General features: G+C 57.9%; 14 protein-coding genes. 8 read left to right on the top strand and 6 right to left on the bottom strand.

The genetic code is table 11. The features are described from left to right. Nucleotides 1-8 precede the first annotated feature (8 nt). The 7 genes from FHG09_RS19360 to FHG09_RS19325 all read left to right on the top strand — a co-directional run bounded on the left by FHG09_RS19360 (nucleotide 9) and on the right by FHG09_RS19325 (nucleotide 9,259). On the top strand, nucleotides 9-986 hold the full coding sequence (locus FHG09_RS19360) for a quinone oxidoreductase family protein (protein ID WP_152349280.1): 978 nt from the start codon (nucleotides 9-11) through the stop codon (nucleotides 984-986). Nucleotides 987-1,161: 175 nt separating this feature from the next. Further along, the gene (locus FHG09_RS19355) at nucleotides 1,162-1,479 is read left to right on the top strand and encodes a nucleotide pyrophosphohydrolase (RefSeq protein ID WP_152349279.1); all 318 of its coding nucleotides are present in this window, start codon (nucleotides 1,162-1,164) and stop codon (nucleotides 1,477-1,479) included. After that, nucleotides 1,466-3,184 (top strand): DUF2075 domain-containing protein, encoded by a 1,719-nt coding sequence (locus FHG09_RS19350; protein ID WP_152349278.1) that lies wholly within the window; start codon nucleotides 1,466-1,468, stop codon nucleotides 3,182-3,184. Before FHG09_RS19355 ends, FHG09_RS19350 begins: the two co-directional genes overlap by 14 nt. Nucleotides 3,185-4,642: 1,458 nt before the next feature. Beyond that, the gene (locus FHG09_RS19345; RefSeq protein WP_152349277.1) at nucleotides 4,643-6,298 is read left to right on the top strand and encodes an SIR2 family protein; all 1,656 of its coding nucleotides are present in this window, start codon (nucleotides 4,643-4,645) and stop codon (nucleotides 6,296-6,298) included. 446 nt (nucleotides 6,299-6,744) lie between these two features. After that, nucleotides 6,745-7,086 (top strand): hypothetical protein, encoded by a 342-nt coding sequence (locus FHG09_RS19340; protein ID WP_152349276.1) that lies wholly within the window; start codon nucleotides 6,745-6,747, stop codon nucleotides 7,084-7,086. Nucleotides 7,087-7,787: 701 nt separating this feature from the next. Beyond that, the gene (locus tag FHG09_RS19330) at nucleotides 7,788-8,162 is read left to right on the top strand and encodes a hypothetical protein (RefSeq protein ID WP_152349275.1); all 375 of its coding nucleotides are present in this window, start codon (nucleotides 7,788-7,790) and stop codon (nucleotides 8,160-8,162) included. A 176-nt stretch (nucleotides 8,163-8,338) separates the two neighbouring features. Further along, nucleotides 8,339-9,259 carry a hypothetical protein gene (locus FHG09_RS19325; protein ID WP_152349274.1) on the top strand — a complete coding sequence of 307 codons (921 nt, stop codon included), beginning with the start codon at nucleotides 8,339-8,341 and terminating at the stop codon, nucleotides 9,257-9,259. Nucleotides 9,260-9,722: 463 nt separating this feature from the next. Here the strand turns inward: FHG09_RS19325 and FHG09_RS20180 are convergent, their stop codons facing one another. The 6 genes from FHG09_RS20180 to FHG09_RS19290 all read right to left on the bottom strand — a co-directional run bounded on the left by FHG09_RS20180 (nucleotide 9,723) and on the right by FHG09_RS19290 (nucleotide 15,611). Continuing rightward, nucleotides 9,723-10,040, bottom strand: coding sequence for a transposase (locus FHG09_RS20180; protein WP_227492894.1), 318 nt, complete (start codon nucleotides 10,038-10,040; stop codon nucleotides 9,723-9,725). 118 nt (nucleotides 10,041-10,158) lie between these two features. Beyond that, nucleotides 10,159-11,463 (bottom strand): MFS transporter, encoded by a 1,305-nt coding sequence (locus FHG09_RS19310; protein WP_152349273.1) that lies wholly within the window; start codon nucleotides 11,461-11,463, stop codon nucleotides 10,159-10,161. Continuing rightward, nucleotides 11,460-12,794 (bottom strand): MFS transporter, encoded by a 1,335-nt coding sequence (locus FHG09_RS19305; protein WP_152349272.1) that lies wholly within the window; start codon nucleotides 12,792-12,794, stop codon nucleotides 11,460-11,462. The genes FHG09_RS19310 and FHG09_RS19305 overlap by 4 nt, the downstream gene beginning before the upstream one ends. A gap of 36 nt (nucleotides 12,795-12,830) precedes the next feature. Next, nucleotides 12,831-14,027 (bottom strand): galactonate dehydratase, encoded by a 1,197-nt coding sequence (gene dgoD / locus FHG09_RS19300; RefSeq protein ID WP_264674079.1) that lies wholly within the window; start codon nucleotides 14,025-14,027, stop codon nucleotides 12,831-12,833. Continuing rightward, nucleotides 14,024-14,638: a 2-dehydro-3-deoxy-6-phosphogalactonate aldolase gene (locus tag FHG09_RS19295; RefSeq protein ID WP_152349270.1), complete on the bottom strand. Its 615-nt coding sequence runs from the start codon at nucleotides 14,636-14,638 to the stop codon at nucleotides 14,024-14,026. The genes dgoD and FHG09_RS19295 overlap by 4 nt, the downstream gene beginning before the upstream one ends. Then, on the bottom strand, nucleotides 14,631-15,611 hold the full coding sequence (locus FHG09_RS19290; protein ID WP_193627456.1) for a 2-dehydro-3-deoxygalactonokinase: 981 nt from the start codon (nucleotides 15,609-15,611) through the stop codon (nucleotides 14,631-14,633). The genes FHG09_RS19295 and FHG09_RS19290 overlap by 8 nt, the downstream gene beginning before the upstream one ends. 76 nt (nucleotides 15,612-15,687) lie before the next feature. Here FHG09_RS19290 and FHG09_RS19285 point away from each other — a divergent pair, with 76 nt between their 5' ends. Then, nucleotides 15,688-16,458 carry an IclR family transcriptional regulator gene (locus FHG09_RS19285; protein WP_152349268.1) on the top strand — a complete coding sequence of 257 codons (771 nt, stop codon included), beginning with the start codon at nucleotides 15,688-15,690 and terminating at the stop codon, nucleotides 16,456-16,458. The last annotated feature ends 563 nt before the right edge of the window (nucleotides 16,459-17,021 follow it).

The following is a 17,021-nucleotide window of genomic DNA, read 5'->3' as shown; positions in this document are numbered from 1 at the left end:
GAGGCGTGATGACCCAGGCAGTGCGTGCAATGCAGGCTGGTGGACCCGAGGTGCTCGAGTTCGGTGAGGTTCCGACCCCGAAGCCGGGTGCCGGTGAGGTGCTCGTCGATGTCGAGGCGGCGGGTGTGAACTTCATCGACACGTACCGTCGTTCGGGCGTGTACCCGATGGAGTACCCGCACATCGTCGGGTCAGAGGGTACGGGTCGCATCGCCGAGGTGGGCGAAGGCGTCGAGTCCTGGCAGGTCGGTGACCGTGTCGCCTGGCATGAGGCACCGGGGTCGTATGCGACGCAGGTTGTCGTGAATACGGACAACCTGCTGCGGGTGCCGGAGGGCGTGTCCGCCGAGGTGGCTGCGGCGATGCCGCTGCAGGGCCTGACCGCGCAGTACCTGGCGACGAGTTCGCATGAGATCAAGCCGGGACAGACGGCACTCGTTCACGCCGGAGCCGGCGGTGTCGGACTGCTGCTCACCCAGATCATCAAGCACTTAGGCGGCAATGTCGTCTCGACGGTGAGCACCGAGGAGAAGGCAGAACTGTCGCGTAAGGCCGGTGCCGATGAGGTGTTCCTCTACGGTGAGGGCGTCGACATCACTGCGAAGGTCAAGGAGCTCACCGACGGTGACGGCGTCGATGTCGCCTATGACGGGGTCGGCAAGGACACGTTCGATGCATCGCTGGCCTCGATCAAGCCGCAGGGGTCGATGGTGCTCTTCGGTGGGGCCTCGGGTCAGGTGCCTCCGTTCGACATTCAGCGTTTGAACTCGTCGGGAGGCATCTTCCTGTCCCGTCCGTCCCTGGCGTGGTTCGTCCGTTCAGCGGAGGAGTTGGCGAAGCGTTCGGCCATGCTCTTCAACGGCATCGAACACGGCTGGCTCAACTTCCGCGTGGGTGCGACGTTCGCACTTGCCGATGCTGCGGATGCACATCGGGCGCTCGAGGGGCGGAAGACGACCGGCAAGGTTGTGCTGCTGACTGCCTAATTCAGTAGAAGGGATTGGGCCCGGGGTTGCTGGAGATAAACAGGAACGCCGGGCCCAATTTGTCGGGATAGCGGCGTAAGACTGGACGCGCTCCAATCCCGTTTGGCAGGTACATGAGTATCCAATTTGAGCTTGGCATCGCCTGCTCGTCGCACGTCGCTGATAGTTTGAAGTCATGTATGAAGATTCTGTGCGCGAAGCAATCCGGCAGTTCATGGAAGAGCGCGATTGGCAGCAGTTCCACACCCCCGAGAATCTCGCGAAAAGCGTCTCCATCGAGTCGGCAGAACTGCTCGAGTGCTTCCAGTGGGGAGATGCCGATCTCGAGTCCGCAAAGGACGAACTGGCAGATGTGCTGACTTATTGCATGCTGCTCGCGGACAAGCTGGGTCTGGATCCCGACACCATCGTCATGGACAAACTTGAGAAGACGCGCGAGAAATATCCCGTAGACAAGGCACGTGGGCGGAGCGTGAAATATGACCAGCTTTAGAATCGAGCGGTTCCCATTCAAAACGGAACGAGTCAAGGCGTGGGGCGCAGTCGACCCGCGGCACCGAAACTGGCCAGTCGTCTACGTGATGAATAATCACAACGAGGTGTACATCGGCGAGTCTCTCAATGTTGAGGGACGAATGCGACAGCACCTTGAATCTGGCTCAAAGCGACGGCTCCAGTCGGTCAGAGTCGTTCTCGATGACACGTTCAACAAGTCGGCGTGCTTGGATCTCGAGTCATTCCTCATTCGGATGTTCCACGGCGACGCGAGTCGACAGGTACTCAACCTCAATGCAGGCATCACCGACGCCGAGTACTACGACCGCGACAAGTACAACAAAACGTTCCACCAGATCTTCGAGGAGCTGCGGACTCAAGAAAAACTCTTCAAACGCACGATTCCACAGATCATCAACAGCGATCTGTTCAAACTCTCCCCTTTTAAGGCGCTCAACCATGATCAGGCCATCGCCGTCGATGACATTCTCGAGGGTTTCTTTGACGACCTGAAGACCGGCGTTGATAACACCGTCGTCGTCGAGGGCAATCCAGGAACGGGCAAGACGGTAGTCGCAATCTATCTGCTCAAGTTACTGGAAGACATCAGGCGTCACGATTCAGAAGAACCGCTCGACATCGATTCCATCTTCAGTGACTACTTCACTCCTGAGCATGCCGAGCTACTCAATTCACTTAAGTTCGCAATCGTGGTCCCTCAGCAATCGCTACGGGACTCAATCGCCAAAGTATTCAAGCTGACTCCCGGACTAGACAAGGGTATGGTTTTGACGCCATTCCAAGTAGGCGAAAGCATTGACCGGTTCGACCTTCTCGTCGTCGATGAAGCTCACCGGCTCAATCAGCGGGCAAATCAGGCGTCTGGCCCTCTCAACAAGAAGTTCATTGAGATCAACGAAAAGCTCTTCGGCTGGGACGACCCGCAAAAGACCCAGCTGGATTGGATTCAGAAGCAAAGTCACCACTCGATCCTCATGCTCGACGTCGGCCAAACAGTTCGACCGGCCGATCTGCCAGCAACCAAGACTCGAGAGCTAGCCTCACGTGCTAGAACAGCGGGCCGGCTCTATCCTCTTCAAACCCAAATGCGCATATCAGCTGACAAAGACTACGTCGGCTACATTCGACAAGTCCTCAGCGACAATCCGCCGACATCACGCGAGGACTTCGAAGACTACGACCTCCGCCTGTTCACTGACCTTGGCGAGATGAGACGAGAACTTCAGAGACGCGAGGAAGAGCACGGCCTATCTCGGTTGGTAGCTGGCTACGCATGGCCGTGGAAAAGCAAGAACAACAAGACCGCATACGACATCGAACTCGATGGTCAGCAGATGCGGTGGAACACGACCACGACAGATTGGATCAACTCACCGAAATCGGTCGAAGAGGTCGGATCGATCCACACTGTTCAGGGCTACGACCTCAACTATGTCGGGGTCATCATCGGCAACGATCTCCGCTACGACCCGGTCGCAGGCAAACTCAAATTTGATCGCGACAACTATCACGACAAGAAGGGCCGCGAAAACAACCCTAAGCTCGGAATCAAATATTCCGACGAAGACCTGCTCGAGTACGTGAAGAACATCTACAGCGTGCTGCTCACCCGAGGAATTCGGGGTACTTACCTGTACATCTGCGACACCGCTCTGCGATACCGACTCCAAGGATTAACCTGAGGCACCGGTCGACTCAGCCGAGCGTCCCAGTCCCGCAACCTATGGGTTTTGTGACACTAACATTACGAGACACCTCGCTCTGCTGGCGTTTAAGATAGCTTTCGGTGGCATTAGGACCTGTGGTGTTCCGCGGAAGCTTGACGAGGGTACAAGAGCAATCAGTCGGTGCTCGGGTAACCGGACCTTCACGGTTGAGGGAGAAAGCTGTCAATTTGACGATCGCGAGTGCCGCTATCGAAACCAAGTTAGGTAGTAGGGTTATTGGTCGTCGAAGACGCTGACGGCGCGAAACAGACGACTGTCGATCGGATTGAGCACAACAGTGCCCGGTCGAACTTTCAGCTCTCGGCCATAACCGTCGAAGCACCAGCAGACTTTGGACCCAAGGTCGGGCCATTGACTAAGAGGTTGAGGGAGTGCGCCCGGAGCTTTGCGCCGCGCCACCCACAACTCGGTGAGACGAATGAAGAGATCAGCGAGCATCGCGCAAGTAGATTCGTAGAGCCCTTGCATCACTTCTACCGGGTCGCGCACTAGTATCTCGTGTCGTTAGTTATTTCATCGCCTTCTTGCCACGGCCAAGGGTGCTCACCATACTTTCGAAAGAACAACAAAGCGATCAACCAGCTGAACCCGTTTCCCCGGTCGGTGGTAGGTCAACACCGGTGGGCTGACCTCAATCTTGACCTGCAGCTGATCTATTCGCTCTAATGCCTGAGTCAAATCGCTTCCTCTCAGTGACGTACCTTCTCCATTGTCATTCCCACGAACACCCGCGAGGAATCGGCCGAAGCCGCCCGTTTGTTCATCGACGCTCTGCACGACCGAGGAGGGCACTATACCGACCTGGCCGACAACGCTGTCGTGATCGTCTCTCAGACCGACCGAGAAGAAGCTAACGCTGAGGAGATTGCCGAGCAGTTTAGGCAGCTTGTCACGGCCGTAGTCACGATCCCATATGACCGCGCGATCCGTCCCCAGTGGCAGCGGCGGGACCTCCTCGCTGAACCGACGCAAAACGCCTATATGCAAGCAACCGCTGCGGTCGCAGAAAGGCTCTGACTGATGGAGATACGACCCGAGATGCCGCCGTTTCTTGCCCCGCTCGTGGGCAAGCTCGTGAGCATTGCCGTCTATGCCGCCATTGGGCTGATCCTCGGATTAGTCCTCGGCTAGATCATCCGCAAACTCATCTATGCCGTGGAGTACCACGACGACTACACCAAGAGGCCCTTGATCATGACCGCCACAGTCTGCGCACTCCTCATCATCACTTGTGGTGTCCTCATCGGCCTACTCGATGCAAAAGGATTCGCTGTTGTCTACGGCATCGGCGCGATAGTTGGAGCAGTTTCATTCGCGCGACCGTGGTGGGAGATGAAGCGACGAACGGACGCAAGATCGCCTATATAGTGACACCACATCCGCAACTAAGTTGAGCTTGCTAGAGGGGTACACATGCTTGAAACATCCGTCGAGTCAGTTGGATCAGCAACAGGACCAGAACGAGTCGCGGTTCTACTAGGAGCAGGGGCCTCTGCCGACGCAGGTCTCAAGCTCACAGGCGATCTTGCTAAGGCGATTGTTGAAGAGGCGAATGCACCCCGACGGCTGCTCGCAAGTGACCGCGATTGGATACAAGCGCTGAATGCTGTATACGCGGGAATGGTCAACTATCAGACCATTCACGGCGACAACCCACTAACATCAGTCAATATCGAAATGCTAATTTCCGCAATTCGCTTACTTAGAGAGCGCGATTCACTTGAGATAGCACCATTCGTGGGATCGTGGTCTGCGGGCATTAGCGACTTTACATCAACGCATTTACCCCTCAAAACAACTGACCGATTAGTTGCTTCTCTTGGGAAATCTTTGGGCGATGCGTCTAGTCGAGTGGGAGAGCAGTTAAATCTTTCCCGTATACTAATTGACACAATCCAGTCGGCAACGCATCCCGATTTAAAAAAACCGCTTGAAGACGCTGAGCATTTCGTCTTGACCACACTTCTCAAACTTCTCGGAAACCATGGAGACGTTGAGTATCTTCAACCTTTGATCAATTTGGCTATATCCCAGCGCGGCGGTATAGATGTCTTAACCTTAAACTATGATCTCACGGTAGAGGCCGCTGCCAGCGGTCAGGTCGATTTGGTGCGCGGCGTCGAGTCGTGGAGCCCTGGTCATGCAATGGAAATCCCGCAGAAGGATAGGACTCTCAATCTAATCAAATTGCATGGATCGCTTGATTGGCGGCTGCGCGGATTTGGCGTCACGAACGACCCCCGGCTTACAGGCAGGGGAATTCGCGTTCTATCCGAAGCGGAGATGAACGCCCCTGAGTTTCAAGATAGTGAACCGTGGATAGTGGTTGGCACGCGCGACAAACTAGGCACCGATGGGCCGACGCTTGAGTTGAACTTTGCCGCCCGGTCCGCTTTGCGCAGAGCGGACCGTTTAGTCATCGTCGGCTATTCGTTCCACGATAATCATGTGAACAACATGATTCGAGACTGGCTATCCTCTGATGAACAACGAAATATTTCCGTGGTCGATAAATATTTTCCTTCGTATAGATATCGATATGAAAACCCTGAAGAAGATTCTTTCAGAAATGCTCTCTTGCGAGAGTATTCGGTCACAGTAGACTATGATGGAAATCCTTTAACTCCGAAAATGCACGTCTTTCAAGGGACGGCTGCCGAAGTGCTCGGTGAAGCAATCTCCTCGCCGGTCGAAGGCAGGGGCGAGTTGGTGGAGATTAATGCACATCGTAGTGGAACATCATTTCAGCTCGATTTCCACTGTGGCAACACGAGTATGACTGATGTGCATATCTGGACTTCGCCAAGTGAGTCGAGGGAAGGTGAGTCTAGAGCGGAAAACGTGTCGCTTCACTGGCAGTATCCGCCGCGTGAAGACGATCCTACGTTCTCATATCGTCCTGTGTTGGACGTGACCGAGATGCCAGCGGGAGAGACGGTCACGGCATACATGAGTCCAGGAGCGAGGGGTGTTTTCGACGTTGTGATTCACGGTAGCTCTATCTACGGAGAGCAAAAGACGACTATTCAGATGAAAGCAACCGACGAGGGCATAGAAGTTATTACTTAACATTGGTACATTATCGGCGGTATATTCTCCCTGGTGAGAGGGCTCGTCAGTGAACCGGATGCTCGGCAGTCCCTCCGTGTCTTCGCCGACCACGAGCAGCTGTTCACATAGCCGTCAAGGTAATCCATGATGGTCTCATGGAGAAGGACTCGCGCATAGGTGCGCTTCAAACGGCGGTAGAAACAATCCCGGACGACTACTTCATCGCATACGGAGGCGGATGGCCAGGCGAGATCTCAACAGCCCTCATCGATGCCGTGTTCTCGATCCGCGCAAAGTATCGTGCTTCGAGCCCGGTGGCAGGAGTCGGTGGCCGGATCCGCTCTTTTCGGGCCGCTGGGCCCGGAGTGATGAACGACATCGCTGCTCTCCGCTCTTGGCAGCGCTTGAGTCCGCGCAATTATGGGGTCGACGGTCACCGGTAGAAGGCTCAAAGCTGAGGCGGTGTGATCGAGGCCGCGCGAGTCTTCGTCGATCGTAGTGTTGTAAGCGCCGACGTTTTCTTGAGTACTGATCAAAAAGCGATGAAACATGCGTACACCAACGTGATGGGTCTCGACCCGGTGACGTTCGAGTACTTCTCGATGCTCCTCGGCATACCTGGCGTCAAGGCTGACACAATGATCATCCGCTATGTGAATACTGCTCTTCGAGCGGCTGGCCAGGAGACCGTAACTGGCAGCGTTGCGCGAATACTCATCATAGAAGCGTTCATTACGCTGCGTAAGGGTGAGACACTGACCCATTTTGAACACGCGCTCTGGCGGTTCCAAAGCGACCAGAACTGATTGGGTCAAACATGACACGTGCGCCATGTAGCAGAGCTGGCCGCAATGGGTAACCCCAAGATTTCCGATCTGACTCAGTTCATTGTCCGCGAGCTGCTTGTGCTCGAGTCTGCCATTGTGGGTGGGCTCCAAACTCGCGAGCTAGTGAGAACTAACAACAAGCCACTTGGGGATGTCGCTGAACAGGTCGTGTTCCATGCTCGCAGAGGCTCTCTCGAACCCAACTCCACAAAGAGTCATGACGTGACCGACCGTGACGGGCGCAAGATCCAAATGAAAGCGCGTTCCATCCGACCCGGACGCAAGATCGGACGATTTAGCCCGTTAAGAAGTTTCAACTTCGACAGCGCAGTGGTTTTGATCTTTGACGCGGAAACATTTGACCTTGTGGATGCGGGGAAGCGGGCGCGGACGAGATAATGAGCATCGCGAAGCTCAGTACGCACACGAACGGGCGCCAACCCAACCTCAGCCAGGTGAGTCGGATTGGAGAGAGCGTGTCCTCCGAGATGAAGAATGCCTACGAAGCTCTCAACATTGTCTCTCGGGCGGAAGCCACTAAGTGAACTGCTTATCAAGCCCTCAGCCGCGATTACGTTCAAAAACTTCAAGGGACATTAGATAATATTTGGGTGTATGATTGTGACCAAGAACACATTGAGAGGAGTGGTTTGATGGTATTCGAGGTTTTCGATAGGCGCATGGCACCTCTGGCTAAGGCGCCGAGCGTGACGTTGCAGAAGCGCGGAATTTTTTCTATCAATCAAACGGCGCACAAGTTGATAGATGCTGCGCAGACTGTCGAGCTTTTGTTCGATAAGGACAACAAGATAATTGCCTTGCGCCCCTCAGGGGAGCCGCATGCTTACTCTCTTCGTCCGCAGTCCTCCCGCGACAGCGGACAGATGATACTTTCCGCCACCGCATTCACTCAGTACTACGGCATCGATACAAGCGTTAGCCGACGCTATAAGCCTTATGAGGAAAACGGAATGCTATGTATCGCTCTCGAAGGGCCGAGTACTGTCGTGCGCGGGAACCGTTCTAAAGCCGATGTTTCAGCGAGGGATGACTAGATCAATGCTTGCGGTTTCAAAAAATTCCTGGCCTGACCTCGTTGCCGCGAGGTCAGGCCAGTATCGGCCCGAGGGCGCGAGAGTGACTTGGACAGTCTTTCTAAGCGTACCGGAGTTTCATGAGGCAATCAGCTTCTCCTCCTTCCTCGGGTCACCGACAACGGAAGGAGGGCGCCATGCCCACCATCACAACCCATTACGGAGTCAAAGGACCTGTTCCATTCATTGATGTCGATGTCTCAGATGACAACCGACTCTATGTCGACCCCCATGCGATTCGTCTGCGAAGATCACCTCAGCCATTTTTGAAGCGAGCGGTGAAGTGCATGGATACCTTTACCTCTGAAGTGACGAAGAGCGTCATCACCGGATCGCCAGCTTCACTGCGCCGAGGCAAAGGCCTGCTTCAAGAGTTCTTCGAGCCTTGGGAAACTCGGCTCGGCATGGCACAACAAGGGTTCCAGGGTCATGGTGGGGCCGAAGTGGTCGGCAAGTGGATATGGGATGTTCTCAACAACGACGTAGAAGCACTGGTCCGTCTGGGTATTCTCCACCAGCTCGAGGACCTACCCCTATTTGTGCGAGGCGTTGATCGTGACATCACTTCCGACATCACGACACGGATCATATTCGGACCACTGTCGGACTTCACCGAGCATATGATTCACACTTTCCCAGAATTCACCTCGAATGGAAATCGAGTCAAGACCTACCTTAAACAGGTGTGGAACTCAGTCTCCCTGGAGTGGGAAGACACTCGCGTGACTCTGCCCGTGGTTGGTGGGAAGCCTTTGCTCCTTGTTCCACTCGGTTGGGCGCGGCATACGTTGCTTATGTCAGCGGGTCGATATTACGAAACCAGTGTTCTCTCTTACGCTCAGCTTGAACGGGCAGTGCGGATGTCTGATGGCAAATTGAGCACGACGCCCAAAGATCGTCTTCGGAAGGAGCCGGGGCTCGGCCGTGGACGCGAAACAAATATGACACTCACCATCCGCGCTTTGAAGAACGAAGAAGATTTGCTCGCCGCGTTCAAGGCTTTCGTGTCCGTGCAGCTGAAGAAAGAAGATCGCGACAGTCATGATGACGTTGCCTAGGAGCTAGGTAGTGGCCGGTGAAACATCAATCGTGTTGCTTGACTGGCCACGTTCTATCTGTCTACAGGGTATAGCCGGTTCACCCCATCGGCAGTGAACTCATGCCGGGTCCGCCCACCTTCGTCGACGACAGCGCACAGGTCGTCGTGGACGGGCGGGCCAGGCTTCTTCCCATTCTTTGCCTTACCCTTGCCAAAGGCCGAGAACCAAGCATTGTCCGAGCACAACCGCCACGCAGTCCGAGGCGCCATCGTATGGCCAGCCACTTCAGCTTCGTCGGCCAGGTACCGGTACCCTAACTCCGGATCGGCCCGGTGGGCGTCAAAGAGCGCGTTGGCCCGATACGCCTCGACGATGTCGGCTCCTGGAATCGGTGTAGCCAGCCACCGGTAGTAGGGCTGACGTGAGGGCTTCAATACCCGGCACGACACCGCCGCGGGGATCCCGTCGGCTGCGAGCTCTCTCACGAGCGGGTAGAGCCTTTTGACGGCAGATTCGCTTGCGAGAGATAGGCGGCTGCGCGGCGCAGCACTTCGTTCTCCTGTTCCAGCAGGCGAGCCCTACGTCTGAGTTCGCGCAGCTCTGCGGAGTCGTGCGTGGACTTGCCCGGCTTGTTGCAGGCATCGATCTCGGCCTGGCGAAGCCATTTGTTGATGGTACCTTCGTGGACGCCGAAGTCCTTGGCGATTTGAGCAATCGTGGTCTTCTCGTCGGGGTTTAGAGCGACGCGGACGACGTCATCGCGGAACTCTATCGGGTAGGGCTGTGGCATGGTGTCCATCCTTCCAGACTTACCTCTCAGCAAGCCAGGTTAGGTGTCACCCAACCCTGCATCAGTCCCAAAGTGCCCAAAGATCGTCTTGGAACTGTGTCCCTCCACGTAAGCAAGAGCTACCCTCTTACTCCTCCACGCGTTCAACCTTACCGACGAAGAACACGTACGACAGCACGCCCACGATCGTAATCGCAGCCATGTAGACGAAGGCCGGCGCAAAGTCGATGTCGGTGACAAGGAATCCGATGACGATCGGAGTGGCGATTGATGACAGATTGCCGATGAAGTTGAACATGCCGCCCGTCAGACCCAAGAGTCGTTCCGGTGCCAACGCGGATACTAGCGACCAGGTGATCGAGGCGAAACCGTTACCGAAGAACGCGATCGACATGAAGACGATGACCAAAGCCGACGAGTCCGTGTAGTTGGCGCCGAGCATGAACACCGTCATCGCCAGGCCGATGATGATCGGCAGCTTCCGTGCTGTACCCAGTGACAGTCCCTTCTTCACCATGAAGTCGGAAACCCACCCGGAGAGAAGCACACCGACGAGCGCGGCGATGAACGGCAGAGAGGCCATGAAGCCCGACTCGATGTAGTCCATTCCGCGATAGTCAACGAGGTAGGTCGGGAACCAGGTGAGGAAGAACCATAGCGTCGAGGTCAGGCAGAACTGGCCGAGGTAGATTCCCCAGAGCTTCCGGCGGGTGAGCACGACCTTGACGTCGGACCACTTAAGCTTCGGCTTGGCCTCCTTCTTCACACCCGTCTCGACATCGACCAAACCCCCGCCTGAGGCAATGAGGTCGATCTCGGCCTGGTTGACTCCCGACTTATCGCGCGGCTCGCGGTAGACGAACCACCAGATCGCGGCCCAGATGATTCCGACGACACCGGTGAGGATGAACACCCAGTGCCAGGTGAGCACCGTCTGCAGCCACGACAGCACTGGAGTGAGCAGCGCGAGACCGATGAACTGGCCCGAGGTGTAGAAGGCGATGACTCGTCCGCGTTCACGTTCTGGGAACCATGCGGTCGCGACCTTGTTGTTGATCGGGTACGCGGGTGCTTCGAAGCCGCCGACCATGAGCCGGAGAATGATGAGCGCGAAGAAACCGCCAGACATTCCCATGAACAGTGTGGCCAAGGACCACAGCACCAGGCACGAGGCATAGAGCACGCGCGGTCGCACGCGGTCGACGAGCCACCCGCCGGGTAGCTGCATTGCCGCATAGGTCCAGCCGAACGCAGAGAGCAGCAGCCCCTGCTGTCCCGTGGTGAGGTCGAACTCCTGCGAGAGTGCCGGCATCGCGATGGACAGGTTGGCCCGGTCCATGTAGTTGATGACGACGGTGATGAAGAGCAGAACCGCGATGATGTAGCGGATCCGTGTGGGGCGAGTGGTGACTGCGGTGTCTAGTTTCGTCATGAGGTGATGTCTCCGTTTTCGGGTGAGCTGCCGGCCACCCGGATCGGGGCACGCAGCAGGAGCAGGTAGGCGATTCCCGCAATCACCGCGACGACGGCGCCGAGGATGAAGGGAACGAGGTAAGAGTCGGTGGTTGTCACTAGGACTCCGGTAAGCCACGGTGAGAGTGAACCTGCGAAGTAGCCGCCGAAGTTCTGGATAGATCCCAGCGAGGCGACGCGACTGCCAGTGACGACATCAGCAGGGATCGACCATCCCACGGCGCTCAAAGCCCCACAGACGAACAAGGCGAGGCTCATCGCGACCAACTGAAGAACGAAATGGCCGGTGGTGATGCCGACGAAGATCGAGCAGATGGCGAGTGCACCACCGTAGACCGCTGCAATCTGTCGTTTGCAGGCAAGGGGCGCCAGGTGCTCGCGCATCCTCGAATACTTCGTGGTGAACCAGCCGCCGAGGATACCTCCGATGCCTCCGACCGCGAATGGGATGGCGGTGTACCACCCCAGCGCGGCGTCGGCGACAGAGTAGATGTCGTTGAGCATGAGCGGCAGAAAGGTCACGAAGATGTTCAGAGTCCACACCACTGCGACGAACCCCAACACCATGGCCCAGGTTTGGGGCTTGGTGAAGAGCTTCAACCACGGGATGTGGCCGGTTGGGGCGTTGTCGTCTTCCTCTCGGGCGCGGATGTGCTCGAGTTCAGCCTCCGAGACTCTGCGATCGTGTTCCGGAGAACGGTAGAAGGCCCAGAATCCTATTGCCACGATGACACCGAGCACGCCGAGGATGACGAACATCGCCCTCCACCCGAATCCGAGGATGAGGAAGGTGAGAATGGGCGGAGCGACGGCGGGTCCCCATTTGCTTCCCGAGTCGTAGACGCCGACTGCTGCTCCGCGCTCTCGGGGTGGGAACCACTCAGCGACTATCTTCGCAGAAGTAGGCGATACCGGGGCCTCGAAGACACCGAGCAGGACTCGCGACACCATGAAATGCCACATGTGGTGGCCAAAGGCCATCAGCGAAGTGGCGATCGACCAGAACCCCAACGCCATGATGTATACCGGCTTCGCACCGAGCCGATCAGTCAGCCATCCACCTGGCAGCTGAAAGAACGCGTACGTCAGTGAAAACGCGGTACCCAACAGCCCGATGTCCGCGGCGGTCAGGCCGAGTTCGTCGATCATGTGCGGAGCTGCGATCGACAGCGATGATCGATCCATGTAGTTGATCATCATCGCTGCGAGCAGCCATCCGAGGATCCACCACCGGGCTCTTCCCGGTGAGGCTATGCGTCGCGACACTGTAGCTTCAATCTTTGAGCTCATCGTTGAACGCCCTTCTCTCCTACCGAATCCGTCCCGTCACCACTCCGCGAAGGAGCCGTCGGTGTGGCGCCAGATCGGGTTGCGCCACCTGTGTCCTTCAGCGGAGCGTTCGATGACGTATTCTTCGTTGACCTCGATGCCGAGACCGGGGCCAGACGGGATGTCGATCATGCCGTCGTCGTAGGTGAACACCGATGGGTCGGTGACGTAGTCGAGCAGGTCGTTGCTCGTGTTGTAGTGGATGCCCAGGCTCTGTTCCTGGATGAAGGCGTTATAGCTGCCGGCGTCGACCTGCAGGCAGGAGGCGAGCGCGATCGGCCCCAGCGGGCAGTGCAGCGCGAGCGCCACATCGTAGGCTTCGGCCATCATCGCGATTTTCCGCGTCTCGGTGATGCCGCCGGCGTGGGAGACATCCGGCTGGATGATGTCGACAGCGCCGGAGGCGATCACCTCACGGAAGTCCCACCGAGAGAAGAGCCTCTCCCCCAACGCGATCGGCGTCGAGGTGTTCGCCATGACGTCGCGCAGTGAGCCGAAGTGTTCGGAGAGCACCGGTTCTTCGATGAAGAGCAGCCGGTAAGGTTCCAGTTCTTTGATGAGGACCTTGGCCATCGGCTTGTGCACGCGACCATGGAAGTCGACACCGATGCCGAAATCCTCGCCAGTGGCCTCCCGGATCGCCTGGACGTTCTCGATGACCTGATCGACCTTGGTGTAGGAGTCGATGAACTGCAGCTCCTCGGTGGCGTTCATCTTCACGGCGGTGAATCCACGGTTCTTCGTCTCGAGTGCGGCGGCCGCGGTGTCGCCTGGGCGGTCTCCGCCGATCCACGAGTACGTGCGGATCCGATCCCGGACCTTCCCGCCGAGCAGCTGATGCACAGGCTGGCCGAGTGCCTTGCCCTTGATGTCCCACAGCGCCTGATCGATTCCGGAGATCGCACTCATGAGGATGGGGCCACCGCGGTAGAAGCCACCGCGGTACATGATCGTCCACAGATCCTCGATGTTCGCAGGGTCCCTACCGATGAGCAGGTCGGAGAGCTCATCAACGGTGGCGGCCACAGTCGCGGCCTTACCCTCGATGATGGGTTCGCCCCATCCCACGATCCCTTCATCGGTTTCGATCTTGAGGAACAGCCACCGAGGCGGCACTGTGTACGTCGTCATCGACGTGATCTTCATTGGTCTGGCCTTTCGTTCGGATGTTGTCGTTGATGTAGCGGTGTTCAGTTGGTGTTCGCCCACGCCGAGGCGATCGCCTCGGCCCGCACGCGTACGTCATCGGGGCGGTCGCCTCGGCGATAGAGCGAAGACCCCAGGCCCAGGCCCGCGGCTCCGGCATTGCGCCATTCGGCGGCGTTGTCGGCTCCTACTCCCCCGACGGGGAAGAGTTCGGTGCCGGTAGGCAGCACCTCGCTCCAGGCCTTCATCCCGCTAATCCCGACCGCCGAGGAGGGGAAGAGTTTGACCTTGGTGGCACCTGCCTTGATCGCGGCGAACGCCTCGGTCGGTGTCGCTGCTCCCGGGTATGGGGTGAGTCCCATTCCGAGCGCGGTCTGGATGACTTCGGTGTCGGTGTCGGGGGCGACGATGATGCGGGCACCGGCCTGCTCGCACTCGCGAACCTGATTGGGGGTGAGCACGGTGCCGGCACCGACCTCCAGGTCGTTGCCGAACCGTTCGACCAATGCTGCGATCGAGTCGAGAGGGTCGGGCGAGTTGAGCGGAACCTCGATGGCGGAGAACCCGGCGGCGACGATGTCTTCGGCGATGTCGAGGACTTCGTCGGGACGGACACCGCGGAGGATGGCGATGAGGCCGGAGGGGACAGTGTCAGGCATGGGAATTCTCCTTGGTCGGCACGAGGCCGGATTGTTCGGCGATGCGGTAGAGACCGGTGGCGGCCGCACGCGGATTCGCGTTGACCGTCTCCCGGCCGGCTCGGTGCAGTGCGCGGGTGTAGCGATTCGTCAGATCGGTGGTTCCACAGACGATGACGGGGGCGCTCGACGCGGCGACCACAGTGTGCTGGTGGGCCACCTCGGCGCCGATGAGCATTCCCGAGAGGTAGTCGTTGACCTCTTCGGGACGCAGGCGTCCGTCGAGAGCCCAGGTTCGAGCGGAGAAGATTGAGGACGTCACGGCTGCTGTGGCGTCGGCACCGACGTCCAGTCCCCAGTCAAAGACCTCAGAGTGGAAGCCTGCGGTGGGTTCGGCGAGGCGGCTGAGGATCGATGAGGTGCTGAGCAGGCCGAATAGCTCTCCACTCATCGAGGTGGTGAAGTCGGTGACGCGTTGTCCGTGGCAACTCACCCATTTGGTATGCGTACCGGGCAGGATCACCGTGCTGGGTTCGTTCTCTTCTTCGCCGAGTAGACCGAGCAGTTGGGTCTCTTCCCCGCGGATGACGTCGGGAGGAGTCGCCTCTGTCGGGGCTTTCTGCAGGCCGGGGACGATGTGGAGGTCACCGGTCGTCAGTTCGACTGTCGTCAGCGCCCCGCCCATGTCGCTGAGGTAGGTGGGTAGCTCAAGGTAGCCCGCCTCGGCGACGCCCTGCGTTGAGCCGATCATTCCGCAGGCGAGCATCGGCAGGGGGCCGTAGGTGGTGAGCCAATCGCCAACCGCTGCTTCAGCGATTCGGGAGAAGTCGCCTCGGAGATCTGTGGTGTCCGAACTGACAGCCATGATGCCGTCGGAACTATTGCGTTCTGCGAGGACCTGTCCGTCGCTGCCGATGAGGAAGGCTCGCAGCGAGCTCGTTCCCCAGTCGAGGCCGATCATCTGTGGGGCCTCGAGTGGTGCCAGTTTTGCCATAAGAGCCACTATGGGCACGTGTTCCATCATGCGCCACCGGTGTCCCTATATGTGGGATAGATGACATACTGGGGTGATGATCGAGGATTCTGGAATTGTTGCGAGCGATGCCATTCCGCAGGGCACTCAGACCCTGGCCAGGGGGCTGCAGATCGTCAGTGCCGTGGCTCATGGCTCGACGACGCTGAAGTCGATCGTCGATTCCACGGGCATCGGTCGTTCGAGTTCGCACAGGATGATTCAGCTTTTGGTGCAGATGGGGTATCTGCGGCACGGTTCGCCGGGAGAGTTCCGGCTGGGGCCGACGTTGATTGAGTATGGTTTCACCGCGCTCAATCAGGACCCGCTGCCAGTAGTGGCCAGGGAGAACTTAGAGGCCTTGGCTGAACGGACTCAGGACACCATCCACCTCTCGGTCGAGGATGGTGAGTCGGTGCTCTATCTCCATAAGATTCCGGGCACCCGTGGGGCGGAGATGCGTTCTCGGATCGGTCATCGGATGCCGATGACGCGCACCGGGGTGGGCAAGGCGCTGCTGTTGGGTCAGGAGGATCGATGGGAGCGACTGTTTGTCGCGGAGAACCCTGGTGCGGGCTCCTCTGCGGTGGACGCGTTCGCCAAGAGAATGCAGGGCTACACCCGAGATGGGGCGTCGCTGGATCTCGAAGAGAACGAGCCGGGCATTCGGTGCGTGGCCGCTCCCATTCGTGATGGCAGCGGGGACATCGTCGCCGGCATTTCGCTGTCGGCGACTCGTCCCTTCATGCCGAAGGACCGGATGCAGGCGTTGGTACCCGTAATGAAGGCGGCTGCTCGGGAGATCTCGGTGAAGTTGGGGTATCGGTAAGCACAGGCCCCGCAGTTTCTTCTTGCGAACCCCTGCACACTTCGTGGTGATTTCGGCCCGTGCCGGTATCGAAAGGTCACGGCCCTCGCTTCCCAAGGTTCTCTAGTATTTCACGGGCAAATTGGTGTGAGGCACCGAGGGTGGTTTGCTAACTGTTGAGCTGAGTCTCATTGTGTGGCCTGTTGCCTCATTGCAAGACCTCCGGGTAAGAAACATCGTTGACTCAAATGAAAACCTCCGCCAATATCTATCGTTGACTCATTTGCCGACCTTCGCCTGGGCTTCGGTTGTTCCACCCCCGATTGACCGGCTTGGTCGACGCAGGCCTCTTCGCCACCGACAATGTCTCGAGTCGCCCGGTATGGTCGAGGATCTTCCTTGATAGGGCGGCTGGCTTGATGCGTTTTAATGCCGCATTCATCGTGATGATCGGACGCTTGCGCATCTTCTCGTGCTCGATCGCCCTCTGGTGAGGCGTCTTCGGTTTGTCGTGTTTCTTCATCACATAGGGGCACGTTACCTTTTAACTAGCCCCAACATCCGTCAGGATAGAAGGGGTCGCT

It is taken from the genome of Brevibacterium sp. CFH 10365 (assembly GCF_009299785.1).
Taxonomy (GTDB): domain Bacteria; phylum Actinomycetota; class Actinomycetes; order Actinomycetales; family Brevibacteriaceae; genus Brevibacterium; species Brevibacterium limosum.
Note: the sequence above shows the minus strand (reverse complement) of the source record. Positions and strands in the feature narration are given on the sequence as shown.